Here is a 26,670-nt window from a genome sequence, read left to right on the forward strand (position 1 = left end):
GTAAGAAATAATTATCAATATACAATTATTAATGATTAATTAACAATTATTAAAAATGTAAATATTTGATAATCAATTCTGTATTTAATATATTACTAATAAAAAAAGCTACTCATGGTATTGAGTAGCTTTTAGTGGACTCTACTGGATTCGAACCAGTGACCCTCTGCTTGTAAGGCAGATGCTCTGAACCAGCTGAGCTAAGAATCCTTGTTTTTTTAGATTATAGTAACAACAATAAAATCTTAAATTTGGTGGGTCCTACTGGATTCGAACCAGTGACCCTCTGCTTGTAAGGCAGATGCTCTGAACCAGCTGAGCTAAGAACCCCAAAATAACAATGATAAAAATTTTAAACCTAAGTGGGTCCTACTGGATTCGAACCAGTGACCCTCTGCTTGTAAGGCAGATGCTCTGAACCAGCTGAGCTAAGAACCCTTATGTTTTTAAATCGGGTGCAAAGGTACTACTTTTTTTGAAACCTCCAAATTTTTTTATGAAAAAAGTGAAAAAATATTTATTCTTTTAGCATAAACTCGTACTCTAATCGGTTGAAGTTAGTAATCATATAGGGTACTTTATTCCATTCACTTTCAGGCTTATTATCATTGTAATTCTCGCGTACTGTATAAATGTTTTTGCCATTAAATCTCTTTCGGGTTACTCCTACAAAATAATAAGCGTCGCCGCTCCAACAGCCCTTGATTTTAGGAAAATAGAGTACCAAAGTACGTCGTTTTGTAGGGCAATGGTAAATTACGTGTTTGTGTGTTGTTTTTATAAGCTCATAAACATCACTGAATTGATAATTTTCCATACACCCCGATTGTTCTTCGTGAAAAGGGAGTGAATCGGGGAATATAATATTTTTTTCATTTGTTAGACGAAAACTCACTTCGGTAGTATAACAATCAGGAGCTCCACAATCAAAAGTGTGAAGGTTGAAAGGCAAATGCACTTTGATACTGTCCTTAGTAGTCTTAGCGAATCCTTGTAAGTAAAACTCTTCTAAACAGGTATTTTTTAGAATACTATATTTCATTTGGTGCAAAACTAATTTTCGTACAGCTCTTTGGTAACTTTCGTAGTCCTCACCGTATTTTTCTTGCAAGATTTTTAACAAGCTATCATTTTTTGAGAGTTTAACTTTAGGTTCAGCGGTATTAGTTTTTGCGACAACAGTGCTATCAATAGACATAACTATAGCAGTGTTACTTTGAGTAGTAGTATCCTTCTGTATGCTAATAGTTTTTTGCTGTTGACAATTTGTCAATAATATTACAAAAACGAAAAAAAGAATTGTATGTTTCATTTGGCAAAGATATGAAATAATTGAAAATTAACAATTGACAATTGAGGTCATTATATTATTTTTATATAAGAGCTTTTGTATCAGTGTCTTTTGTGTAGTTAGATAATGATTTCTTTGTAATTTTTCTTTTTGTAGAGCAACACATTAGTATATATAACTATCACTAAAATTGAAAATTAAAATACTTTTCTTTTGTTTACTTTTAAAAAAGTATTACATTTGCGCAATATTTTTATTCAAACAAAAAAACCACTCTATATTAATTTTTTTAAAAACTATTAAAAGAGGATAAACCGATGAAAAAAGAAAATATTTTAGAAGACTATGGCATCGCTGTTCTCAGTAGAGAATGCAGCTTGATGGGAAGAAAAGAAGTGCTTACAGGTAAAGCCAAATTTGGTATTTTTGGAGAAGGGAAAGAAGTGCCTCAAGTAGCTTTGGCAAGAGCTTTTCAAGATGGTGATTTCAGGAGCGGTTATTATCGCGATCAAACACTTATGATGGCTCTCGGCGTGCATACTGTTGAGAATTTCTTTGCAGGGATATATGCACACGCTGACATAGAGGCAGACCCTACCAGTGCTGGACGCCAAATGGGGGGACACTTTGCTACCCATAGTTTAGATAACGAAGGACATTGGAAGGATTTATTAAAACAAAAAAATAGCAGTAGTGATATATCGTGTACTGCTGGTCAAATGCCTCGATTGTTAGGTTTAGCACAAGCCTCTAAAGTTTATCGCAACTTACCTAATGCAGAAAGTAAAGGATTCTCAAACCACGGAAATGAAATAGCTTGGGGGACTATTGGTAATGCGAGTACTAGCGAAGGGCACTTTTTTGAAATCCTTAATGCGGCAGGAGTAATGCAAGTACCCTTAGTAATGTCGGTTTGGGATGATGAGTATGGTATTTCAGTTCCTAAAGAATATCATACTATTAAACAAAGTATTTCAGAAGCGTTAAAAGGTTTTGTGCGCGATAAAAAACACAAAGGTTTTGAGTTATTTGTTGCCAATGGTTGGGATTATCCTACTTTGTACGACATTTACCAAAAGGCAGCTAAGATAGCTCGTGAAGAACACGTGCCTGTATTAGTACACGTGAAAGAGCTTACTCAACCTCAAGGGCACTCAACTTCAGGATCACACGAACGTTACAAAAGTGCTGAACGGCTTCAGTGGGAAAAAGAATTTGACTGTATTACCAAAATGCGCGAATGGATTTTAGCTGAAAAATATGCTACTGAAGAAGAATTGGTAGCTATAGAACAACAAGCTAAGAAACGCGTGAATGAAGGTAAAAAAAGAGCTTGGGAAGCTTATATTAAGCCTATTGAACAAGAAAGAAAAGAACTTGTTGCTCTTCTCTCCTCATTGTTAGCCAATACGAACGATAACACTGTAAAAGAAAGAGTAGAGAGTTTATCAAAATCTCTTTTGGAAGTAGCTTTACCTAATCGTAAAGATGTGTTGAGTAGTGCGAGAAAAGCCTTGAGATTGTTATTACCAGAGGGTGAAAACAAAATACTTCCTTTACAAGAATGGATAAAGATGTATATAAAGGAAAATGAGCCTAAATATAGTCGATTTCTCCACACAGAGAATGAACAAAATCCTATTCACATAGCAGAGGTGCTTCCTACTTATGACGCATCAAAAGAACTTGTAGATGGGCGTATTGTGTTGAGAGAGAATTTCGACGCTTTGCTTACTAAATATCCTAATCTTTTGATATTTGGTGAAGATGTAGGTAATATAGGCGATGTAAATCAAGGGTTAGAAGGTTTGCAAAAGAAACACGGAGCTGTAAAAGTAGCTGATACGAGTATTCGTGAAACAGCTATAGTGGGACAAGGTATAGGTATGGCAATGCGAGGTTTGCGTCCGATTGCTGAAATTCAGTATTTAGACTATATTCTTTATGGATTACAAACACTAAGTGATGATTTAGCCAGTCTGCACTATCGCACTTTTGGTAAGCAAATGGCACCTCTTATTATCAGAACGAGAGGGCATCGTTTACAAGGTATTTGGCACGCGGGTTCACCTATGGGTGTATTGTTAGCTTCTTTAAGAGGGATGTACATTCTCACCCCACGTAATATGGTGAAAGCAGCGGGCTTCTACAATACACTCTTGGAGGGTAATCAACCAGCTGTAGTGGTGGAATGCCTCAATGGTTATCGCTTGAAAGAAGCGTTGCCTAGTAATCTCACTGAGTTTAAGACTCCTATAGGGGTAGTAGAAACGCTTCGTGAAGGAAAAGATATTACTGTAGTATCTTACGGGTCTACTTTGCGTATTGTGTGTGAGGTTGCTGATGAATTGGCTGCCTTGGGTATTGATATTGAAATTATTGATGTACAATCATTAGCGCCATTTGATGTGCGTCACGATATAGTGAAGAGCATACAGAAAACCAACAGATTATTAGTAGTTGATGAAGATATGCCTGGAGCTACTTCGGCATATATTTTGCAGAAAATTTTGGAAGAACAAAATGCTTATCAGTATTTAGATAGTGCACCACAAACTTTGGCGGCAGGTAATCACCGTCCTGCTTATGCAACTGATGGTGATTATTTCTCTAAACCTAATGCTGATAGTATCATTGAGAAGATATACAGTATAATGCACGAAGTTAATCCTGCAAAATACCCTACATTGTTGTAGTATTATATTTTTCACTTTGTCAAAGTTTTAGGACTTTGACAAAGTGAATTTCAATCGTCATCTTCTTGAAAATCATTTAAGAGATTATCAATAGCACGGCGATCTTTTTTAGTAGGGCGACCTTCTCCTTTTTCGCGGTAATAGTCCTGAGCGAGTTTTTGTATTTCGGCTTGCTCAAAAGCTTCAGGAGGTGTGTTATCTTGACGATAAAGGTCTACTAACTTAGCTCCCACACGGCTTTCGGGGATGTCTAAAACCTCTAATTGGTAGTTGATTTGGTTTTTACGCACTACTATTTGGTCGTTTTTATAAATCTCACGTGAAGGTTTTACTATTTCGCCATTTACTTTGATGTGACCTTTTTTACAAGCTTCAGTAGCAATATTACGTGTTTTGAAGTAACGTACACACCATAAATATTTATCAATTCGCATTCTTTTATAATTTTAAAAATAACAATGAGGTGCAAAAGTAAGAAATAATTTGAATCTTGCGCCTCAAAAATAAGACAATATTTTATATGATAAACAAAATTCTATTTAGCATCAGTGTAATAGCTCTGCTATTAACTATAGGTTGTAAGAAAAATGACAGTTCTAATGTAACACCACCAAGAGATGTTACAGAAGTGAGGAATGAAAACAATCAAGCTATTGAAACATTCTTAAAAACACATACTTACACATATTCAGCTACGGCAGCTATTTCGGATGCTGTTACTTTTACAAGTACAACTAATGTTTCACAATCCATTTTTAACAATAGTAATTTGAAGAAAATGGAATTGGATGTATTTGATGCCAATAACAATCGCATTCGTCATACTTTGTACTATATGATATTACAAGAAGGTACTAGTACCCATACCACTTCTATTGCCGACTCAGTATATGTAAACTATAAAGGTCAGTTACTCAACTTAACTGTATTTGATGAAACTACAACTCAATCATCATCTAATTGGATGGATTTACTGGGAAATATTGTTACCAATCGTCCTTCAGGTACTATCAGAGGATTTAGAGAGGGAGTTGCTCAGTTAAATCCTTCAGTGACCAAACTCACACAAAATTCAGATGGTACACTTACCGCTCCTACCGATGGAGGGGTAGGGGTGTTCTTCATTCCATCAGGTTTAGGCTACTTCAATAATAGTCAGGCAAAAATACCAGCTTATTCACCTTTAATTTTTACAGTAAGACTTATTGCTGCTCGTCACGCTGATCACGATCACGATGGCAAACCTTCTAAAGATGAAATCGTACGTGATAACTATGGAGTGGTTACTTATCCTGATTGCGATGAGAAGAAAGACCAATCATATCTTCCAGATTATTTAGATGCCGATTGTAAGTAAAATGAAAAAGCATATCCCTAATTTAATTACTTTAGGAAACCTCTTTTGCGGAACTGTAGCGATTGTTTTTGCCGTGAGAGGGGCACTTGATTGGGCTGCTCTCTTTGTAGCGATAGGTATTTTCCTCGATTTTTTTGATGGTTTTTTTGCCCGTTTGCTACACGTGAAATCAGAAATGGGGTTACAGTTAGATTCTTTAGCTGATATGGTTACCTCAGGAGTAGTACCAGGTGTTGCGATGTTTCAGTTGTTTAACCAAAGTAGTTACGTAGTAGAAAATCCAACAACTTGGGTAGCCTACTTACCTTATATAGGTTTTCTTATCACTTTGGCATCAGCCTATCGATTGGCGAATTTTAATATAGATACGCGGCAAACTTCTGGTTTTATAGGGCTTCCTACTCCAGCTAATACAATGTTTATCCTTTCTCTACCGCTTATAATGCAATACCAATCAACAGAACTATTTGATAGTTTATTGCATAATAGTTGGGTTTTATTAGGAATTACATTGTTGAGTGCATATTTACTGAATGCTGAAATAGCCCTCTTTGCATTGAAGTTCAGTGATTATTCATTTAAGAATAATGCATTGAAGTATGTATTTTTAGCACTTTGTGTTATTCTACTTGTAAGTTTAAAAATGATTGCTATTCCTATAATCATTTTATTGTATATTATTCTTTCCTTACTACCTAAGCGATAAATCACGCTTCATTCTATCTAAATTGATTTTAGGTTTTTGTAAGAAGATAACACTATCAATAACTACTTGCTTGGATTTTGGGTATACTCCTAAACTATCCATTAGTAAGTAGTTTTTTTGTTTGAAGCGCAATATATAGGGCATTTTGTAAAGTGTAATATCACTAATGCCTTTGTTTTTAATGTAGTTGTTTATCATTGGGTTGATAGAAGTTGTATCGACCTGATAGATACTCAGCTTATTACCTTGCCTAATAGTGATTATCTTATCTTTATACTTGCTAAATACTAACATTTCTTCGGTAGTTTCCAATTGGTATTTGTGATAGAAAAGTACTCCCTGAAACAAAAGTACAGAAACGAGAAGAGCCACCAATACTTTATATTTCCTATAATGTACAAAGATGATGAGTATCAGTACTATTACTAAAGAAGAAAGAAGTAGGGGAGTTGTGAAAGGTATATTGCGTATGATAAACATTTCTTGATGTGCGATAAAAGCTACTAAAATGTTCATCAGAGTTATTAATTTTTCTAAGACAAAAATTATAGGGTAAGGTAAAATACCTAAACTTCCCAAACATAGAGCAATGATACCTCCTATAAGTATAGGTTGTAACAAAGGTACTACTACCAAGTTAGCAACAAAGAACAAAATAGGAAATTGATGAAAATAGTACAAACTGATGGGCAAAACAACTATTTGAGCAGATAATCCTACTAAAAATAAAGACCAAATCCATCGGATGTATTTATTTTCAGGTTGCCACCATTTGCGCATTACAGGGTAGAATTTCATTATAGAAAATACAGCTGCATAACTCAACTGGAAGCCTACATCATATAAATAATAAGGATTGATAAGCAACAAAAATAACATTGAGAGCATTAAAGCATCGAATCTCCCTTGTTTTCGGCGTATAAGGGTACCCAACCCTACAAAACTAAACATTATAGTTGCTCTCAATACAGAAGGAGAAGCCCCAGCCATTAAAGCAAAAGTCCACAATCCTGCTAACAAGATGAAGTATCGCAATGGGCGATAAAATCTCAAATTAGGCATTTTTTGTAGTAGTAATAGAAGTATAGCCGTGATAATTCCGACGTGCAAGCCCGAAATAGCTAAAATATGTACTGCACCAGCATCTACATATTGTTGATAAATATTTTCATCTAAATCACTACGTTTTCCTAAGAGTAATGTATTTAAGAGAGCGGCAGACTCGCGATTGAAATTTTGATTGATTATAGCAGTTAGATGAGAACGCATTTTTTCAATATCTCCCATAAAATCTACTGTATTATTTTTAACAATAGAAAACGCTATTACTTCTACCCGACCAAATACCCCTTTTCGTTCCATATATCGTTTATAATTAAATTGATATGGATTTTTAGGGGGAGATAAGGGCGTGTATTTTCCTATAAAAATTAATCTATCGGTTGGAGCTAATGCATTTACATCATCGGTAATTGTTTTAGAAGGGAAAAAACACAAGATTTTTCCTTCGGTATTGTTGTGGTTTGCCGTTAAGAGGTTAGCTTTAAAAGTAGTACCATAATTGGTTTGTGAAATGATTTCTATTACCTCGGCTTCTAAGGTGTAATATTCATTGGTATTTAGTTTTTGTGTGTAATGTTTAGGGTTATAAGTAGGAGTGTGAAGGTACGTTATTAACATACCTACAGCTACAGAAGTGAGACCTATGTGGAATATAATTCCGCGACGAAAAGCATATCGCTTGGTAGCTAATAGGTAATGTATTGTTAGGGTAGCTAACAAACACAGACTACTGCTTATAACAAACAAAAAAGAGGGAGCTATTATATCGGTAATAGCAATCCCTCCTATGAGTCCAAATAATATAGTTAATATGGGAATATTTACGAATCTCACATCACACGTTTTGCCATACGAAAGGCTTTTTTGTAATAAGCATCACTTAATGAAGATATTACGACCCCTCTTTTAGAGGAAGAATGAATGAACTTCACATCACCATCTACATCTACTACCATACCAACGTGAGAAATTCTATTTCGGCGAGTAGTTTTGAAGAATAATAAATCACCTACTTGTACATTTTCTAAGCGTATTTTCCGTCCTTGGGTAGCCATTTCTTGTGAAGAACGAGAGAGAGGTACAGCGATAGATTTGAAAGTAGTACTTACAAAGCCAGAACAGTCCATTCCTTTACGAGAGACTCCTCCGTGGCGGTAAGGAGTTCCTAAGTAAGAAAAAGCAGTGTCGAGCAATATTTTTTGTTGTTTAGTATCAACTTTACTTTTTGATAGAGCAGGAAGAGCGATATCAGTATTATCTACGATTTCTTCTTCATCAAGGAGTTCTTCTTCATCTAAATCATCATCTAAATTTTCTTCAGTAATAGCTATATTTTCAGCGTATTGTTGGCTTATTTTTTTAGGAGTATACCTCTTACTTCTCGAAGCTACTGCACGTCCTCTTACAGAAGTTTTTCTTTTAGCGGCTACTGCTCTTCTGTTTTTTGCTACGGCTTTCTTTTTAGCACTATGGCTTGCTACCCTATGTTTAGGAGGTGTTTTTTTACCTTTAGCAGTAGAGGCTACTACCTTAGTTTTTCCTTTTTTAGGAGGACTATAAGTTTTCTTTTTAGGTTTTTTACTTGCTATCAGAGTATTCTCAGCGCTTACTTTCACAGTAGTACTCTTTTCATTTTTTTGTATGCTTTCTGTAAAAGAAGAAAAGCAAAATAGTAGTGTAAATAGTCCTAAAAGTCTTAAAATGTACATAAATAAGGGGTTATAAAGTTATTAAATTAGTGTTCTTTTCAGTAATAAGGAGGTTTTCACCTTTTTCATCTAAATCGAATATGATGCTGTCACCTGCGTGTATTTGGTTAGATACGATTTCTTCAGCCAAGGGGTCTTCAATATATTTTTGTATAGCGCGTTTTAGAGGGCGTGCTCCATACTGTTTGTCGTAACCTTTATCGGCTATAAAGTTTTTAGCTTTTTCACTCAGTTCTACGTGGTAACCTAAATCGTTGATACGAGAATAAAGTTTAGAGAGTTCAATATCAATAATTTTGAAGATGTCTTCTTTACTGAGAGGGTTGAAAGTGATGACATCGTCGATACGATTGAGGAACTCGGGTGCAAATACTTTTTTCAAGGCATTTTCAACGATTGATTTTTCATTAGCCTCAGATTGAGCCAATCGTGCAGAAGTACCAAAACCGACACCTTGTCCGAATTCTTTTACTTGGCGGGCGCCTATGTTAGATGTCATAATGATGATGGTATTTCTAAAGTCGATTTTTCGTCCTAAGCTATCGGTTAGGAAGCCATCGTCTAACACTTGCAAAAGCATATTGAAAACATCGGGGTGAGCTTTCTCGATTTCGTCTAAGAGTACTACAGAGTAAGGTTTGCGGCGTATTTTTTCGGTAAGTTGTCCACCTTCTTCATATCCGATATATCCTGGAGGTGCTCCTATGAGTCGAGAGATAGAGAATTTTTCCATATACTCACTCATATCGATACGCACCATAGCATCTTCAGAGTCAAAAAGTTCTTTGGAGAGAACTTTGGCAAGTTGAGTTTTTCCAACACCTGTTTGTCCTAAGAAAATAAAGGAACCTATAGGTTTATTAGGATCTTTGAGACCTGTGCGATTGCGTTTAATAGATTTTACGACTTTTTCTATAGCTTCGTCTTGTCCTATGATTTTAGATTTCATAGCGTCAGATAAGCCAGAGAGTTTGTTAATTTCAGTTTGAGCGATTCTATTCACGGGGATGCCACTCATCATAGAAACGACATCGGCGATATGTTCGGCAGTTACAGTGTCGCGGTGTAGTTTAGAATCCTCGTCCCATCGTTTGTTGAGATCTATTAATGATTTTTCGATGTGTTTTTCGTTATCGCGAAGGCGTGCAGCTTCTTCAAACTGTTGACGAGAAACGGCTCTATTTTTGGCTTGTGTAGCTTGTTCTAATCGTTCTTCTACGTCTAAAATATATTGAGGTACTTTTACCTGCATAATATGTATTCGCGCTCCGGCTTCGTCTAAGGCATCAAGAGCTTTATCTGGTAAATAGCGATCGGTGAGATAGCGATTGGTAAGCTTTACGCAAGCTTCGATAGCATCTTCGGTATAAATTACATTGTGGTGTTCTTCGTATTTAGCTTTGATATTTTGAAGAATCTGAATGGTTTCGTCTACACTGGTAGGTTCTACTAATACTTTTTGGAATCGGCGTTCTAAAGCGCCATCTTTTTCGATAGACTGTCGGTATTCGTCTAAGGTAGTAGCTCCAATACATTGTATTTCGCCTCTTGCCAAGGCAGGTTTGAACATATTAGAGGCATCTAAACTTCCTGAAGCTCCTCCAGCGCCCACTAAGGTGTGGATTTCGTCTATAAAAAGAATGATGTCTCTATTTTTTTCGAGTTCATTCATTATTGCTTTGAGGCGTTCTTCAAACTGACCTCGGTATTTTGTACCAGCTACTAAAGAGGCTAAATCGAGAGTTACAACACGTTTGTTATACAATATGCGTGCCACTTTTCTTTGTACGATGCGCAAAGCTAACCCTTCAGCGATAGCACTTTTTCCTACGCCAGGTTCACCGATGAGGATAGGGTTGTTTTTTTTGCGGCGGCTCAATATTTGAGATACGCGTTCTATTTCTTTATCTCGCCCTACGACAGGGTCTAATTGTCCTTGTTCAGCAAGTGTGGTTAGGTCTCTACCGAAATTATCTAATACTGTATTTTTTCGTTGATTGTACTGTCCTTGCCCTTGTAGATTTCTATTGTTTCTACTTTCGTGGGGCAAGCGATAGTCTCTATCGTATTCATCAACCTCATTAGTAGGCATTGTGGGAGTAACAAGTTTTGAATTATTGTCCTCTATAGGTTGAAAGCTGTCGCGTGCTGTTTCGTAGTTTAGGCCTAATTTATTGAAAACTTTTGTAGTAGGGTCATTTTCGTTGCGTAAAATACTCAATAGTAAATGAGCGGTATTTATCACATCAGATTGCATTCTTTTAGCTTCTAAATATGTAGCTTGCATTGCTCTTTCGGCTTGCACGGTAAAGTGAACAGCGTTAAAATTAGGAGGATTGAGACCGCGCGCTGAAGTAAGGGTATGGATGTTTTGCCTAAGTCTTTCCATATCGATATTTAAGTTGTGTAACAAATTGATAGCACTACCTTCATTTTCTTGAAGTATTGCTAATATGAAATGCTCAGTGCCCACAGTAGATTGCCCTAAACGTACTGCTTCTTCTTTGCTATATGTAAATATTCTTTTAACTCTTGGTGAAAAGTTATCGTTCATAGTAAAAATCTTCTTTTGTATTAAAACCAAATAATATGGATAAAACACGGCAAAATTAGTAAATAAATATGATAAAACAAAATCTTATTAAAAATATTTTATTTTAAGTACAATTCATTAAAAATGTTGAACGTTATTTTTTTCATTGCAAAAAGTTCGTCTAAGACAGTGTTAATCTGCTGATCAGAGTAGGGTAGTGTATTTATTAAATCGTTGCAATTAAAAGGTTTAGAAGATAATAATTGAAGGATATCAGCCTCTATTTTTTGTTTATTGGTTTTAGGGGAGTGCATTTGAGTAACACAATTAGAACATATACCACAAGGTTTCCCATTTTTCTCGCCAAAATACTCTAATAAGAATATACTTCGGCAAGTATTTTCATCTTCCAAGTATTGATATACTTTGTTTTGCAATAATCGTTTGGAGTGGTTATACTCTTTGATGTGTTTGCCAATGCTATTGATTGTGCGATCATCGTCACGAGGCACGTTGAAAATGATTTGTATATCGGCAGTTTCACATTTTAAAACGCCTATTCCATCGTTGTGCAGAGTTTCTAAATACCCCATAATTTCTTTGTGAGATTTTTCGGTACGTTCCATCAATTTAGCCATTTCTAACTCTACTGGGAAGTGAAATATCAGTTCGTAGCACCTCATAAGATAAATAGTAATGTTTTTGATATACCGATGAGTAGTTATATACTTCACTAATTGTTCGGGGGTAGCTTTCATTTGGAAAGTAACTTTGTTGTAGAAATGGTGGTTGAAGGAAATGATTGAAAATCTATCTAATACTTGTAAAGCGTTATAAGTTTTTAAAGGCAATAAGTTGTAGCGTTTACAAAAATCGGGGAATAGGAAGCTATAGGTATTTTCGGTACCTTCTCCTATGGCTATTTGGAAGTAACTATTGAGTTTACTGTAAACGATTTTTAGATAAGGAATGTCTATAAGATATTCATTTAGAAGTTTTTCGGCATTTTTTATATCTACCTCATTGTAGAAAACGATGGCCTCAGCGGGGTTACCATCTCTACCTGCTCTACCTGCTTCTTGGAAATAATCTTCTAAGGTTTGAGGGATATCCCAATGAATCACCCAGCGGACATCGGGTTTGTCGATTCCCATACCAAAGGCGTTTGTAGCTACCATTACACGTACGTCGTTTAGCAACCACATACTCAGTTTGTTATTTTTTTCTTCAGCGGGGATCCCGCCGTGAAAATAAGTAGCTGAAATATTGTGGTTTTCTAATAAACGCGCCAATTGAACACAAGCATTTCTACTTCGCAAATATATAATAGCTGTACCTTCGGTTGTTCTTAGCAGTTGTAAAAGGTGATGAAATTTGCTTTTTACTTTATATACTTTGTAAGCTATATTAGGGCGAGCTAAAGAAGTACTGATTACATTTGCTTTCTCGATGCCTAATTGATGTAAAATATCTTGTTGTACTTGAAGAGTAGCAGAAGCAGTGAGAGCTAATAAAGGTATATTAGGGAATTGTTCTTTGAGCCATTTACACTGTAAATAAGCAGGGCGGAAGTCCTTGCCCCAGAGCGATACGCAATGAGCTTCATCTATCACTATTAGATTGATAGGCATTACTTTGAGGTAATTACGCACGACTTCCTGTTGCAGACGTTCAGGAGAAAGGTATAAGAATTTGTATTGCCCATAAAGTGCGTTGTTTAGCAGGCGTTCTAATTCGGGGTAGGGCAGACCTCCGGCTAATGATAATGCACGTATTTCTCTGTTTTTAAGCGCTTCAACTTGGTCGGTCATCAGAGCTATCAATGGAGAGACTACTATACATATACCTTTGCGCATCATAGCGGGTACTTGAAAAGTAATAGATTTTCCTCCACCTGTAGGCAATAAGGCTAAGGTATCATTACCTTCTAAAACTGATTTGATCACGGCTTCTTGAGAGTTGCGAAAATTATCGTACCCCCAATATTTTTTTAGTGTGTATAGAGGTTCATTTTCCATAGTATTACTCTTGGTAATTTTTGTAAGCAGCGCGTGCTAATTGAGGAAAATCGATAAATGGATTGCGGTTGCCTTGAGCTTGTTCAATTACATTGTTGCGTTGACGTTCGAGGTCGGAAACAGGATCATCGTCATTCCATTTTAAAAGTGTTTCGATTCCTCCTATTACAATTTTATTGTCGATTTTATCGTTATAACGCAAATTGATATACATAATCATTCGAGCGACATCACCTTTCCACTCATCGCCAGGATACCAAGCGCTATTGATACGTCCAGCTCTTCCAGAGCCATTGGTAAAAGGTATATTTCCTCTACTGCTATTAAGTTTACTATCACAGGCTTTTAGATGATGTAAATCACCTTTGGCATCTCCATTACTATATTTTGATTGAGGGAAAATATGTTCGGTGTTGAAAGTTTGAGGTTTATAATTATTATTACCACTCTTATATTCTTTCCAATAGCGCTCTTCGCCGGTGTAGACCAATACTACATATTCAGGATTTTTAAGGCTAGCGTCGGCTTTGTAGAGGTACTTATGACGATCATAATAACTTAAGAAATTAGTATGTTTGCTGATGGTAAGTACTGCTAAATCATCGTACAAAGCTTTTCCATTTTTAGTAAAAAGAATTCCTTTGTAATAATTTTGTAGTGCTTTTGGTACTGTAATATTGCTATTAGGAGGGGCAACGGGATGTTCTTGAGCTTGTTCTTTGCTATTGCAAGCTAACAAGAATGTTGTGAATAATAAAATGTAAAGTTTTTTCATTTGTATTTAGTTTTAAGTTATTTATGTAAGAAAGCTTTTAATTTTTCTATCAGTTGTTTTTAGGATATTTTTCTTTTATGTATTTACTAAATTTGTGATAGTAGAACGATACAATGAGCACAGTTATCACAAAGAGAATAGCACCTATTACTGCTTGGGTAGGGTTGAAGCTCTTATGAAAATAATGGTCTAAGTTGAAATATGGAATAAAGTGATAGAGCGCAATACTATGAATGATGTAAATGGAAAGAGTATTTTGCCCGATACGTTGTAAGAATTGCGCAGTAAGTATATTTCGCAAGATTACAAATACTGCAAATGTCCAGAGAGTATCGCCCATCCTCAAGAAAAGAAAACCATTTCGTGCTAAACTTTCAAAGTGATTCCAACCAGTAATGCTATATAGGAAATGGAAAGTGTGATATTGAAAGTGAAAAATAGCTCCGATGCCAATAAGTAGTAGTGTATATACTGTATATAAATGTTTGGCGTTTCTGTAATAGTAAAATAACGATCCCATAAAGCCTCCTAAGGTTACAAAACCTAACCAAGGAAAAATAGTAAAGAAAGTACCGTATTTTGGAGTGAAATAATTAGCTACCACTTGGGGTAACCAAGAGTATTCATATTGGTTATAGGTCTCGTTGAAGGTGAAAAGTAGTAAAGTAATGCTGATGAGCATTGTAGGAAGGAAATGCCTCACGTGATTTCGAGCTAATAAGTAGAGTCCTACCATTATGATGAGGGCTAACCCTATACAATGCAAGATATCTACGAAATAGATGCTTTTCCGCAAAATACACGCTACTGCTATAAGCATTAATCCGCGTTTTGCTCCTTTTTTTACACGAGGGTTCTTAAGTCCTACACCACTGCGTTCGCCTTCACGAATGAGTAAATAGGTAAAAATAAATCCAGAAATAGTAAGGAATACAGGGGCTGTAATACCTGTAAAATAATGCCAAATATGATAGTAAGGGTTATTTTCGTCGCAATATTGTTCAGCGAGTAAGGCAGTGATAAAGTGCCCTTGTAACATCATACAAATGGCATAAGCGCGTATTACATCAATAAATATCAGTCGTTGCTTCATTATGAATTTTGTTTTTTAGTATTTGAAAAGGGAGTTTTAATTTCTACGTATTGTGTTGAGAATATCTCCACATTAGCTTGCCTAAAAGTACTTTGGATATTTTTAGTTAGGTCTGATTTTATAAAATACATATTTTCGGGGTGGAAAGTATAAGCATTGAGCTCATAAATAGCATTTAGTTCATTAAGAGAAATTTGAAAAATGTAAGGATGTGGTTTAGGAGAAATACCATTGGTTTTCAGAGCAGCTTCTATAAGGAGTTCTTCCACTAAATTATCAGAATAATCATAGCGTACTTTTACTTGTACATTTAGCGCTAAGCCTATTTCTTTGCCTATAGAAGTGAAGTTCATAGTTGCACCGCTCAAGATAGCCGAATTAGGGATGGTAATATCTTCGTTATTAATAGTTTTCAATCTTGTTACTAAGGCGTTTTTTTCTATCACAGCTCCTATAATTTCTCCAGATTTAATCCAATCACCTACTTGAAATGGGCGCATATAACTAATTACAATGCCTGCAATGGCATTAGAAATGGCAGAAGAAGATCCTAAAGAAATCAATACCCCTAAGAAGACAGAGATTCCTTTAAAGGCATCACTATCGGAACCAGGGAGGTGAGGGAACATTATTACCAAAGCTAATACCCATAACATCATACGTGCCAGCACATAAGTAGTATGAGCCCATTCGGGGTGAAAGCCTTTTATTTTTAAGATACCTCTTTCTATTTCTAAAGCAAAAAAGCGCAATATTTTCAATACGTAGCGTGTAATGACTACAATAATGACAATATAGAATAAATGAGGCAAATATCCAATAATTGCTATACCGACGTTTTTTATAGGTTCAGAAATCCATTGTACTATAATTTTAGACAAGTATTGAGTAGAAGGGAAGATATCGAAAATCAGAGGTATAATAGTTATTAGCAAGAAAAACAAGAATATGATACGCAATATAGCAAGTAATTTCACTAAAGCTTTTACAACTCCTCGTTTTTTGATAAATTCGTAATTTCTAATTCGGATACCTGTGAGGGAGGGGTGTTCGGAGTTGAGCGTTATTTTTTTTAAGAAATTGAATAATCGGTTGATCGCCCATACAAGTACAAAAGCGATGAAGAGTACTAATAACAACTCAGCCAAGCGGATTAGGATGCTTTTTAGGCTATTTTGTTCTTTATATTTTACAATTGTATTTTTGATTACATTAGCATATCTTTGAGCTAATTCAGTTTGGGAGCTATTTTCCCAGAGCGCATCTACCATTGTAACACGAGTGATGATTTTTTCGTTATACATTACTGATAGGTAGTCGCCATTGGGTTTTATTTTGATAGAATCGGCGGCGAAAGAGGGGTCGTTATATAATTCTTTGAGTTTATTTTCTATATATTTTACGCGAGTATCAATATCATAAGGTCCATAGGAAGTATAGAGATAGTATAAGGTATCTTTTTCAAAAACAATAGGTCGTCCACGCATTTTATTGCGTAGTTTTTCCATTTCTTTTTCATTAGTAGTGGAGGAATTAGTAATTGAAGATGTATGTTTGTCGTTATTTATGAGTAGTTGTATTTCGTTTAAGAGCATTGCAATGCGTACGGAATCTTTCTGGCGGAATTGTTTGATAGCTTCTAACTCTTTGTGAATTTCTTGTTGAGAAAGGCTATCTGGTTGCTGTGCCTGTGTGTACGCAACGCAGAATAGATATATAACAATGAAGATTTTAAAATGCATTTTAATTTGACTAAAGAGTAAGATTGTAGTGCAAAGGTATAACAATTTTCTCATATACCCAAAAATAAAAAAAACATTGGTAAAGGTATTAGCTTTACCAATGTTTTTATAATCTGTTAGTTATTGTTTTATTTGTTCAAATCTTCTAACACTTTTACAGCTTCATCTATATAGACGTCTTTTTCAAGACTTTCGTGCCAACGATCACGACGAAGTTTTAACTCTTCGCTGTTTTTAATTTTAGCTTCATCGGAAGCTACAGAAGAGAATTTTAAGTTAGATTTATAGTCGCTGATAGCTTTAAACTTTTTGGCTTGCTCTTCGTTTTTGTCGATTACTTTTTTGTAGGCTTCATAGTTGAGTGGGAAAACATAATCTTTTTGTTGTTGTTTTACCCATTGAGCATTTTCATCTATCAGTTTTAAATATTCGTTTTCTCTAATACGTTTTTTACTGTTTTCAATAGCCATATTAAAATTGGCATTGTTTGCCCAAGGAGTGTATTTAGCAGGTTCTATTTTATCCCAAGGCATAGCGTTAGGCATATCACGTTCACCTATATCGATATATTTGTATTTATCGGGTACAACAATATCACTTTCAACTCCTTTGAGTTGGGTAGAGCCTCCGTTGATACGGTAGAATTTTTGGATAGTGATTTTCAAAGCTCCAAGGTCGCCGTAATTGTTTTGACGAAGGAACTCATTTAGGTCTACGAAGCTTTGCACGGTACCTTTACCGAAGGTTTGTTTACCGCCTATGATAATAGCGCGTTTATAATCCTGCATAGCAGCTGCTAGGATTTCGGAAGCTGAAGCGGAAAGTTCATTGGTAAGGATTACTAAAGAGCCATCCCATTGAGTTTTAGGGTCGTTGTCGGAGAGAACGTCACGACTACCACGTGATGATTTTACTTGTACGATGGGGCCTTTAGGGATAAATAGACCTCCTATATCGACTACTGTTTTTAGGGAGCCACCGCCATTGGAACGCAAGTCGACAATTAAGCCATCAATATTTTCTTTTTTAAGTTTTTCAATTTCGAGGGCTACATCGGTAGCGGCATTGCGACGGTTTACATCTTCGAAATCAATATAGAATTTAGGTAGATTGATGAGGCCGTAACGTTTGCCATTGGCAGTAATCACAGCTGATTTGGCGTAAGTTTCTTCGATTTCTACTACATCTCGGATGATAGGTACTACTTCGATAGTTCCATCTACACGTTTTACAGTGAGGCGCACTTCGGTACCTTTTGGACCTTTGATAAGTTTAACGGCATCATCTAAGCGCATTCCTACGACATCAACAGGTTCGGCAGCGCCTTGACCTACTTTTAGGATTTGGTCGCCTACTTCCAAGAGTTTACCTTTCCAAACAGGTCCTCCCAAAATCACATTAGTAATAGCTATACCATCAGTTTTCTTTTGTAATTGAGCGCCAATACCTTCGAATTTGCCAGACATATCACGGTCGAAACCTTCTTTGATGTCGGGTGCCATATAGTTAGAGTGAGGGTCAAAAGTTTCGGTTATAGCATTTACGAACATAGCGAACCACTCTTCACGTGTAATATCGTTGTACATACTATACATATCAGCCAATGTTTTTTGAGTAGACTCTATAGATTCTTTTTTGAGTATTTGATTGCTTTTAGGCTGATATTTAGCATCTTTTTCTTTCTTAGTTACTTCTTCTTTTTGTTTAGTAATGTAAGTAGAAAGAGTAGTGAAAATAATCACTTGTTTCCAACGAGTTTGTAAATCGGCTTTACTTTTAACAAAAGGCAATTTATCGTAGTCGGTATTGATAGTTTCATTGCTATTGAGGTCAATAGGTTTAGCGAAGATAGCTTTAGTAATTCCTTCAGCTTCTTTCATACGCTGTTTGAGACGATTATAAGAAAGGTTGAAGAAAGAGATGTCACCTTTTTTTAAATCATCATCTAAACGGTTTTCATATTTTTTGAACTCATTAATATCGGATTGGAGAAAATAGCGTTTTTGTCCGTCGATATTTTTCAGATAGCTATCGAAGACTTTTTTAGAGAAAGAGTCGTCCATTTTCACGGGACTAAAATGAGCATTTTCGAGCACGTGCTCAATAATTTCTAATAGCACAGTGTCCTTATCCTTATTAGGATTGTCAAACTTCTTGCTTGTAAAGCTGCAAGAAGCGAATGAGATAAATAATAAAAATAATGCTGCTGAAATATTTTTCATCATAAAATGGTTTTTTCTATTTTTTTTAATTTTTAACTTCTGTCTTTATCAAATTGTGTGCCTTTCTCTTGTTGGGCTAATAATTTTTACATTTTGGAAAACAATAGCTCCGCGAATTACCCCAGCTATAGTATCGTGTAAAGCTTTTATGATTTGTAATTTTAGTTCATTTTTGTGATAAACTAAGCTAATTTCGCGAGCGGGATAGGGTTCGGCGAAATAGTGAATGCGTTTCTTTTCTTCCTCTTTCAGTTCCAAAGAGTGTAGATAGGGTAACAGGGTCATTCCTAAGCCTTCGTTAGCTAATCGCACTAAAGTTTCAAAACTACCACTTTTTAGTTGGAAGTGTTCTTTAGAATCGATTACATCTTGGTTGCAGATATTGAGTACACTGTCCTTAAAGCAATGACCATCCTCAAGCATTAAAATATCGTTGATATCTAAATCTTCAGAGTAGATAGTTTTAGAGTTTTGGAGGCGGTGGTTTACAGGGATGTAAGCGACAAAAGGTTCATAATATAAGGGACGTTCTACGATTAATGAATTGTGTAGAGGAGTAGCTAAAATACCGGCGTCGTAACTACCATCTTCAATCTTTTTTAAGATATTTTCGGTTGTTTGTTCCTCGATTTTCAGGCAAACTTTAGGATATTTGTTAATAAAATTAGTAAGGAACATAGGCAATAGGGTAGGAGAGACGGTAGGGATAATTCCGACACGGAATTCGCCTCCTATATAGCCTTTTTGTTGAGCGACGATATCGTTCATTCGCCCAGCTTCGTTTACGATTATTTGGGCTTGTTTGATAATTTGTTCACCTATTTCAGTAACCTGTAGAGGTTTTTTACTTCTGTCGAAAATAGTAACTCCCAATTCCTCCTCTAATTTCTGCACTTGCATACTCAAGGTAGGTTGAGTAACGAAACTATGCTCGGCAGCGGTAGTAAAATTTTTGTATTTGGCTACTGCTAAGACATATTGATATTGAGTAATGGTCATAATAAAAGGTGTTATTTAAATGTTTTAATGAGTTGTTTTTCCTCTTCAGTAAGGGCTTCAACTTCGGGTACATAGGAAGGGTTGGGTTGATACCAATCTTCTGTTTTGAAAACATCTTGCAAAGTTTTATCCTTAAATATATACCCACGTCGTGCAAATGGCAGATTCCTGATAATGCGTTTTTCTTCAGGAGTTTTCTCGGTAGGGTTGCCTAATTCTCGGTTTTTTCCTAATGAAAAAATAAACTTTTGATTACTTCCTGCTTCTCGACAGTAGGAACTTTCTTCTTCTACGGAAAGCTCTCCCTTAGGTACAAAGTTTTTCTTTTCGAATACTAAAATACCTTGCTGGATATAAAAATTAGTATAATCAGGATTTTCAGTTATTTTTCCTATTCCGTTGAAAGTCCATTCATTAGTGTTTTTAAAGAAAGTTTTACGAATAGAAGCTGTTTGGAAATCACCCATATCCAAGATTAGGGTAAAATCGTTAATTTGCTTGTTAGCCCAGCGATTGGCTGCCGTAAGTACGTAATTAAAGTCGTAATAATAACATACTCCTCTTGATAGTTTATATCTGTAAGTATGTTTTACAATGTTTTTCCCTTTTTTAAACTTTGCCTTGAAATGATAAACATATTGAAAGTCTAACTCATCACCAATGATATCATTATCAAGAGATTTTGGGTCTATATTTTGTATTTTATGATTTTTAGTATAGGTTGAGTTTTTTACAAAAGCTATTTGATAGGGTAAGAAGTTACCGTTGAGTGATACTGTAAAGTCGAACATATAAGGATGATGCCCATTTATTGGAGAAAATCCAGCATCACCTGAAGGGATACCCGCCTCAAAACCAACTATGATTTCTTTTTCATCTTTAGGATTGAAAAACTCATAATAGACTGATACTTCTGCAAATTCTTCAGTTTTTTTGATATACAAAATTTCTTTTTTTACTGAAATATCAGTTTCGTTGATGGGGACGAGTTGGTTACCTGCCATATAGAAAGCGCCGTCATTGGTATATCCTTCAGTGAAGAATCCATAGAAACACAGTATAAAAAAGAGTCTTTTCATCGTTTTTATTTGAGTTGAGGCAATACTTCTTTTCCGATTTCTTCAAGTACCTCACCAGCTGGGCGGCTGCAATATTTGAGTACCAGCATAATATGATTTATTCCTATTTTTTTGAGTTCTTGGAACATATCGATGAGGTAATTACGCCCGAGGCGGAAGCCTAAGTCCATAGTTTGAGGTTCAAAATTAGGATTTTCCATAAGGTCGATATATACGGGTTGCATATAAGGTTTAGCAGGTTCGCCTTCATTTTTGAGAGCTTCGTGCCAATCTTCTACGATTTTTTTTTGGAAAGAGAAATCACGGGGATAGTAGATCCAGCCATCGGTGTGTTTAGCTATCCAATTGAGGTTTATACCACCGATGTGACCAGTGGCATAGATTGGGATATTTTTATGGATAGGTTTAGGGAGTACATCACCTACTTTGTCCATTAGAGTACCATAATCATTATTATAAGTAGGGAAATCTACACTCCACAATTTTTTAAGAGTTTCGATATGTTCGGTTATGTGTGCGCTACGCAATTCAAAAGGTTTGTTGAAAGCAGGGTATTCGACGGGACGGTCGCCAGAGGCAATTCCCATTACGAAGCGGTTAGGGAACAATACATCGAGACTTGCGGAAGCTTTAGCGACATGTAGAGGGTGGCGTAAAGGTAGAATTACACTTGCTATTCCTATTTTGATAGAGAATGTAAGAGAAGCTATATGAGCTAAATATATCCAAGGGTCAAACATTTGACCTACTTCTTTAAAATCGGGGTTGTAGAGGGGGATGTCGCGTACCCATACAGTATCATACCCTAAGGCTTCTGCGCGTTGGATTAGCTGTATTTGATTTTCCATTTTAGGGATAGCCCCTTGATAAGATTCAATGGGTAATAATATACCTATTGAGAATTTATGTGCGTCAATCATAGTTTTATGTTTTTAAAACGCAAAAGTATAAAAAAAAAGGCATATAAAAAACTATATGCCATTTTATTTTTGATGAGGTTATTTTTATGAACCTTTTTGTTCTTTGTTGAAGTACACTAAATAGTAATACATTTGCTTTTCCTCGTCCCAACCTTTTTCTATGAACTTATCGGCAGATTCGGGATTGATGAAGTCCATACGTATTTGGATATTTGTATCTAAATCGATTACGTTTTTAATTTTCTTACGTACATCGGAGACAGCTTTGTTAGCGATTGGAAAGGTAGATACATCTTCTATTTGATACTTAGGGCCTTTTTCTACTTTGTAGTGTTTGAACTCAGGTATTAATTGAGGATTTTCAAATACTTCATTCATAAATGAGGTTTCTTCGAAATCATCATTTTTAGCGAAGTAGTTGATAGCGCGGTTCATAAAAAGTACTTCTTCTTTTTTATCTTCGGCGGGCAAGATTACATCTTTTGCAAAATCTTGGCTGAACTTGAGGTATTTTTTAGTATAGAAGTTATCGTCGACTAAAGCATCGACGTTTAGAAAGTTTTCTAACCAATATTTAGTATCGTAGCGATTGCTATCAATAGAAAGTATTTTGTAGCCATCTTCTTTATTTACATTGAAAATGATACAACCTTTATCCAAGCGATGGATGTTTACACCTTCTTGGATAATCATTTCTAACTGGTTACCTTGTTCTTCAAACTGTAGAAAGCTATTTTTTACCTCAGATTTAAAAATACCAACAGCTTTTACCTTTTCATTATCCAAATAAGTATCGTGCAAAAGGGCTATGTAGACTTCTCCACTTTTAATATGAGGATGATTAGATTGGTTGTACAAGTGTTGAGCAATTTTCCCTGATTGTTCGTGAATTGTACTTTCGTCCTCAAAAATAGGGGTTACCAGCTGATAAAGAGTATTGAATTCTACATCGGCATCGTGTACAAAATGGAAGTAGTTTTCTTCTTTTTCACGAAAAGGTTTGAAGAAATACTCTTTTAGCAAGCCTATAATTTCGTCGTTTAACGCATAAGGTTTTTCAGAAAAGAAAATAGGTTCCCCTTTACTCAAGTTGCCTACCCTATGGATAGAAAGGGTTTCGATGTTTGTTGTATATAAGTTAAGCATAGATAGATGTTAGCGAAATTAATAGTATTCCTCTTCACTGAAACTACCATAATCGTCTTCATCGAGGTCGAAATCGTTGAACTCGTCTTCAAACTCATCGAAATCATCGGCGATGAAGGATTTTTCGGGGGCTTCGGCAGGGATAGAACCGTGAGCGTGTATCAAAGCAGGGTAGGATACACCAGATTTTTCTTCTTCAATATCTACCAATTCAACGAAGAATGTCCACATTGACATAAAGTCGTACACATACAACAATTTAGGTTCGTCTTCACTTACTACTGATTCGATAGTAGTTTCTTCCATTAAGCGTATTTCGCCACTCTCGGATACATCGAAAAGAGTGATTTCTTCACCTTGATTCCAATCGTCATCTGTAAGGTAGAATGAAGCCATTTCGTTGCCAGCAAATCCAAAAGACTGGTTGATTACATTGTGCAAATCTTCCAAGGTAGCTTCTCCTTGGATTGCGATATCTCTGAAAACGTCTTCTTTAACGTCGAGTATTACTCTAAATTTGTATACCATTTTTAGGTGTTAGGTGTTAGTGGTTAAGGGTTATTTAGCTATGTCGGTGATTTCGATGTCGAAAATGAGGTCGCTATTAGGAGGAATAACATTACCTTCACCTCTTTCGCCATAGCCTAAGGCAGCAGGGATGAATACACGCACTTTGTCACCTACTTTCATTTTTAGAAGAGCTTCCTTAAAACCAGGTATAAGAGGGGCATTAGAACTATATTCCATAGGGAAAGCTTGGTAGCCGCCTTGTTGCTCACGCATTGCATTGTATTTGCCATAAGTTTCTTCTATTTCTTTTACATTAGAATCGAAGAGAGTACCATTTGCCAAATATCCAGCATAGTTAACCATTACTTGTTGAGTGTGGTTAGGCTGTTTGCCTTTACCTTCTACTAAAGTAAATATTTTTACTCCAGAAGGAAGTGCTTTAGCTTGAGGTTCTTGAGTTTTTACCTCTTCTAAGAATTTAGCAGCCGCTGCTTTGGTTTTAGCTTCCTTTTCTTGTTCTTTTTTAGCGATATCTTTGAAATAGTTTTCAAAAACTTTTACAGCATTGAAGTTTTTAGCGTCTTTACCATTAGCAATAATTGTAATTTTATTGATTTTGATATCTTTTTCAGGTTTATAGTTAGCTACAGTTTTAGTATTAGCTATTGCATCGATTACTTCTAAACCTTTCACAGTTTCACCAAAAACAGTATGACGACCATTGAGGTGAGGGGTAGGTACTTGAGTGATGAAAAACTGACTGCCATTCGTATCAGGCCCTGCATTGGCCATTGATAAAATTCCTTTTTTATCGTGTTGCAAAGTAGGGACAAATTCATCTTCAAAACGATATCCCGGATCGCCCATACCTGTACCAGTAGGGTCACCCCCTTGAATCATAAAATCTTTGATCACACGATGGAAGATCGTTCCGTTGTAGAAAGGTTTACCTTTGTATTCGGCTTTTACGAAAGAGTTTTTACCTTCGGCTAAAGTAACAAAGTTAGCTACTGTTATAGGAGTTTCTTTGTAGTTGAGTTTTACAATGATATTTCCTTGAGTAGTTTCGATATCGGCAAATAAGCCATCACCTAAATCTTTGTAGGCTTTTTTTTGCGAATTACAACTGAAAAATACAAACATTGCAGAGAGCAATGCTACAAAATTGAGTCGTCTCATAATATAATAATTAATTAATAATGTTTATTTATTCGGGTCGAGGTTTTACGTCTTCTTGATTTTTTTCAATCTTAAAGACTTCGATTTTAGCTATAATAGGTTGATTGAAAGAAATTTTATCTTTATCGCCGCGATAGCCATAAGCTACACTTGAAGGGAAATAGAAAACGCCACTTTCTTTTTCTTTTAACAATTTTAAAGCAGAACGCAAGCCTTGGAATACTTCTTCTTTATCTACATAATATTTGTATTCACCATCGGGTTTTTCCTGATAAAGCTGGTTACCTTGCAAATCGGAGAGGCTGTAATCATAAGTTACGATATCGCCAAACTGAGCAGTATAATGAGCCTCAGGATTTTGATTTAGATAGTAGAACTTAAATCCGTGTTGAGAGTCGACGAAAGAGTGAAGTGTATCTTTTTTGATGATAGAATCGATTAGCGCTTCTTCGGAGGCCAACAGAGCTTTATTTTTCATAGCTGATTCTTTTAAAAAAGTACTTGTTTTTTTAGTTATAGGATGGCGTGCTTGCCGATCGGCACAACTTACCAAAACTATGCCAATGGCACTTAGAATGATTATTTTTTTAAGTATATTCATTGTATTATTTTACATATTTTTGTGGATAAAATCGGGTAATACTTGTTTGAAATAGGTAACTGCCTCGTCTATAGAGCCGTCGAATCGCCCACCAGCGGCATTGATATGTCCGCCGCCATTGAAACATTTACGAGCGAACAAGTTTACATCGTTATTGCCTTTTGAGCGCAAGGAGATTTTTACAAAATCGCCTTCTTGGATAAAGATGACAGCTAATTTAGTATCTTTAATTGTAAGTCCATAGTTTACAAAACCTTCGGTATCACCTTTTTGATGGTCGCATTTTTGTAATTCCTCAGAAGTGAGTGTAATATAAGCAGTGTCGTACTCCTTGATATACACCAAATTTTTGAGAGCAGTGCTAAGTAATTGCAATTTGTTGTAAGAATTATTATCGAACACATTGCTATTGATTTGGCTATTGTTAGCTCCTTTTTCTATTAAGAAAGCGCCAATTTTGAATGTGTTGCTAGTGGTGGTGGGGTATTTGAAGTTACCTGTATCCGTCATTATTCCTGTATACAAGCAAGTTGCTATTTCTTTATCGATTTGGTTTTTATTGCCCATTGCGTCGATAAAGGTGTAAATCATTTCGCAAGTAGAGCTTGCTTTAGGGTTAGAGAAAGTAACTTTGGCATAGTCGTCGGGGGCTTGATGATGGTCTATCATCACAAAGGTAGCTTTAGAGTTCTCTAATAGAGGAGTGAGTGTATCGGCTCTTTTGAGGGCGTTGAAATCGAGCGTAAAGATAAGTTTAGAGGCTTCGATTTGCTTTGTAGCTTTTTCAGGATTGTTGTCGTAAATAAGAATTTCATCGGCAGCAGGTAGCCATTTGAGAAAATCAGGAAAATCGTTAGGTGAAACTACCGTTACATCACAATGATGTAATTTGAGATAATGGAAAAGCCCTAAGCAGCTACCTATGGCATCGCCATCAGGGCTTTTGTGAGGGATGATACTTATTTTAGGTTGCTTTTCGAGCAATATTTTGGTAGCTTCGATATCGTATATATTCATTTGCTTTTAGAGATT

The 26,670-nt window shown here is 35.8% G+C and carries 21 protein-coding genes and 3 tRNA genes; 3 read left to right on the top strand and 21 right to left on the bottom strand.

The window, feature by feature from the left end; genetic code table 11:
• Positions 1-135: 135 nt before the first annotated feature.
• The 4 genes from CBG49_RS08700 to CBG49_RS08715 form a co-directional block, all read right to left on the bottom strand.
• Positions 136-210: transfer RNA gene (locus tag CBG49_RS08700), tRNA-Val, on the bottom strand.
• Between the two features lie 42 nt (positions 211-252).
• A tRNA-Val gene (locus CBG49_RS08705) sits at positions 253-330 on the bottom strand.
• Positions 331-363: 33 nt separating this feature from the next.
• Positions 364-438: transfer RNA gene (locus tag CBG49_RS08710), tRNA-Val, on the bottom strand.
• A gap of 79 nt (positions 439-517) precedes the next feature.
• Positions 518-1,312 (bottom strand): putative periplasmic lipoprotein, encoded by a 795-nt coding sequence (locus CBG49_RS08715; RefSeq protein ID WP_088594191.1) that lies wholly within the window; start codon positions 1,310-1,312, stop codon positions 518-520.
• 296 nt (positions 1,313-1,608) lie between these two features.
• On the opposite strand from CBG49_RS08715, the gene CBG49_RS08720 reads away from it, so the two are divergent.
• Positions 1,609-3,987, top strand: coding sequence for an alpha-ketoacid dehydrogenase subunit alpha/beta (locus CBG49_RS08720; protein WP_088594192.1), 2,379 nt, complete (start codon positions 1,609-1,611; stop codon positions 3,985-3,987).
• 50 nt (positions 3,988-4,037) lie between these two features.
• Here CBG49_RS08720 and CBG49_RS08725 read toward each other — a convergent pair whose 3' ends face one another.
• On the bottom strand, positions 4,038-4,421 hold the full coding sequence (locus CBG49_RS08725) for an RNA-binding S4 domain-containing protein (protein WP_088594193.1): 384 nt from the start codon (positions 4,419-4,421) through the stop codon (positions 4,038-4,040).
• A gap of 86 nt (positions 4,422-4,507) precedes the next feature.
• Between CBG49_RS08725 and CBG49_RS08730 the strand changes: the two genes are divergently transcribed.
• Positions 4,508-5,344, top strand: a complete 837-nt coding sequence (locus CBG49_RS08730; protein WP_088594194.1) for an FKBP-type peptidyl-prolyl cis-trans isomerase — start codon at positions 4,508-4,510, stop codon at positions 5,342-5,344.
• Position 5,345: 1 nt separating this feature from the next.
• Positions 5,346-6,050 carry a CDP-alcohol phosphatidyltransferase family protein gene (locus CBG49_RS08735; RefSeq protein ID WP_034555531.1) on the top strand — a complete coding sequence of 235 codons (705 nt, stop codon included), beginning with the start codon at positions 5,346-5,348 and terminating at the stop codon, positions 6,048-6,050.
• Here CBG49_RS08735 and CBG49_RS08740 read toward each other — a convergent pair.
• From CBG49_RS08740 to CBG49_RS08815, 16 genes are all read right to left on the bottom strand, one after another.
• A complete protein-coding gene (locus tag CBG49_RS08740; RefSeq protein WP_088594195.1) occupies positions 6,036-7,946 on the bottom strand; it encodes a ComEC/Rec2 family competence protein in 1,911 nt (636 codons plus the stop codon). The two genes, CBG49_RS08735 and CBG49_RS08740, sit on opposite strands and share 15 nt — an antisense overlap.
• On the bottom strand, positions 7,943-8,821 hold the full coding sequence (locus CBG49_RS08745) for a C40 family peptidase (protein WP_088594196.1): 879 nt from the start codon (positions 8,819-8,821) through the stop codon (positions 7,943-7,945). The genes CBG49_RS08740 and CBG49_RS08745 overlap by 4 nt, the downstream gene beginning before the upstream one ends.
• Before the next feature lie 10 nt (positions 8,822-8,831).
• Positions 8,832-11,375: an ATP-dependent Clp protease ATP-binding subunit gene (locus CBG49_RS08750; RefSeq protein ID WP_009413162.1), complete on the bottom strand. Its 2,544-nt coding sequence runs from the start codon at positions 11,373-11,375 to the stop codon at positions 8,832-8,834.
• A gap of 98 nt (positions 11,376-11,473) precedes the next feature.
• Positions 11,474-13,372 carry a RecQ family ATP-dependent DNA helicase gene (locus CBG49_RS08755; protein ID WP_088594197.1) on the bottom strand — a complete coding sequence of 633 codons (1,899 nt, stop codon included), beginning with the start codon at positions 13,370-13,372 and terminating at the stop codon, positions 11,474-11,476.
• A 4-nt stretch (positions 13,373-13,376) separates the two neighbouring features.
• On the bottom strand, positions 13,377-14,147 hold the full coding sequence (locus tag CBG49_RS08760; protein ID WP_088594198.1) for an endonuclease I family protein: 771 nt from the start codon (positions 14,145-14,147) through the stop codon (positions 13,377-13,379).
• Between the two features lie 49 nt (positions 14,148-14,196).
• A complete protein-coding gene (locus CBG49_RS08765) occupies positions 14,197-15,240 on the bottom strand; it encodes a heparan-alpha-glucosaminide N-acetyltransferase domain-containing protein (RefSeq protein WP_088594199.1) in 1,044 nt (347 codons plus the stop codon).
• A complete protein-coding gene (locus CBG49_RS08770) occupies positions 15,240-16,982 on the bottom strand; it encodes a mechanosensitive ion channel family protein (RefSeq protein ID WP_088594200.1) in 1,743 nt (580 codons plus the stop codon). The genes CBG49_RS08765 and CBG49_RS08770 overlap by 1 nt, the downstream gene beginning before the upstream one ends.
• A gap of 128 nt (positions 16,983-17,110) precedes the next feature.
• The gene (locus CBG49_RS08775) at positions 17,111-19,204 is read right to left on the bottom strand and encodes a carboxy terminal-processing peptidase (RefSeq protein WP_034555530.1); all 2,094 of its coding nucleotides are present in this window, start codon (positions 19,202-19,204) and stop codon (positions 17,111-17,113) included.
• A 48-nt stretch (positions 19,205-19,252) separates the two neighbouring features.
• A complete protein-coding gene (locus tag CBG49_RS08780; protein ID WP_088594201.1) occupies positions 19,253-20,203 on the bottom strand; it encodes a hydrogen peroxide-inducible genes activator in 951 nt (316 codons plus the stop codon).
• Positions 20,204-20,214: 11 nt separating this feature from the next.
• Entirely contained in the window at positions 20,215-21,282 is a 1,068-nt protein-coding gene (locus CBG49_RS08785) for a YARHG domain-containing protein (protein WP_088594202.1), read from the bottom strand.
• A gap of 5 nt (positions 21,283-21,287) precedes the next feature.
• Complete coding sequence (locus CBG49_RS08790; protein WP_088594203.1) at positions 21,288-22,202, bottom strand: LLM class oxidoreductase; 915 nt, start codon at positions 22,200-22,202, stop codon at positions 21,288-21,290.
• An 84-nt stretch (positions 22,203-22,286) separates the two neighbouring features.
• The gene (locus tag CBG49_RS08795) at positions 22,287-23,348 is read right to left on the bottom strand and encodes a nucleoid-associated protein (RefSeq protein WP_009413153.1); all 1,062 of its coding nucleotides are present in this window, start codon (positions 23,346-23,348) and stop codon (positions 22,287-22,289) included.
• 18 nt (positions 23,349-23,366) lie between these two features.
• On the bottom strand, positions 23,367-23,876 hold the full coding sequence (locus CBG49_RS08800; protein ID WP_009413152.1) for an IS1096 element passenger TnpR family protein: 510 nt from the start codon (positions 23,874-23,876) through the stop codon (positions 23,367-23,369).
• Between the two features lie 30 nt (positions 23,877-23,906).
• Positions 23,907-25,037 (bottom strand): peptidylprolyl isomerase, encoded by a 1,131-nt coding sequence (locus tag CBG49_RS08805; RefSeq protein ID WP_088594204.1) that lies wholly within the window; start codon positions 25,035-25,037, stop codon positions 23,907-23,909.
• 28 nt (positions 25,038-25,065) lie between these two features.
• Positions 25,066-25,638, bottom strand: coding sequence for a gliding motility-associated peptidyl-prolyl isomerase GldI (gene gldI / locus CBG49_RS08810; protein ID WP_009413150.1), 573 nt, complete (start codon positions 25,636-25,638; stop codon positions 25,066-25,068).
• 9 nt (positions 25,639-25,647) lie between these two features.
• Complete coding sequence (locus tag CBG49_RS08815) at positions 25,648-26,655, bottom strand: DHH family phosphoesterase (protein WP_088594205.1); 1,008 nt, start codon at positions 26,653-26,655, stop codon at positions 25,648-25,650.
• Positions 26,656-26,670 lie beyond the last annotated feature (15 nt).

This window comes from Capnocytophaga endodontalis, assembly GCF_002209445.1.
Taxonomy (GTDB): Bacteria; Bacteroidota; Bacteroidia; order Flavobacteriales; family Flavobacteriaceae; genus Capnocytophaga; species Capnocytophaga periodontitidis.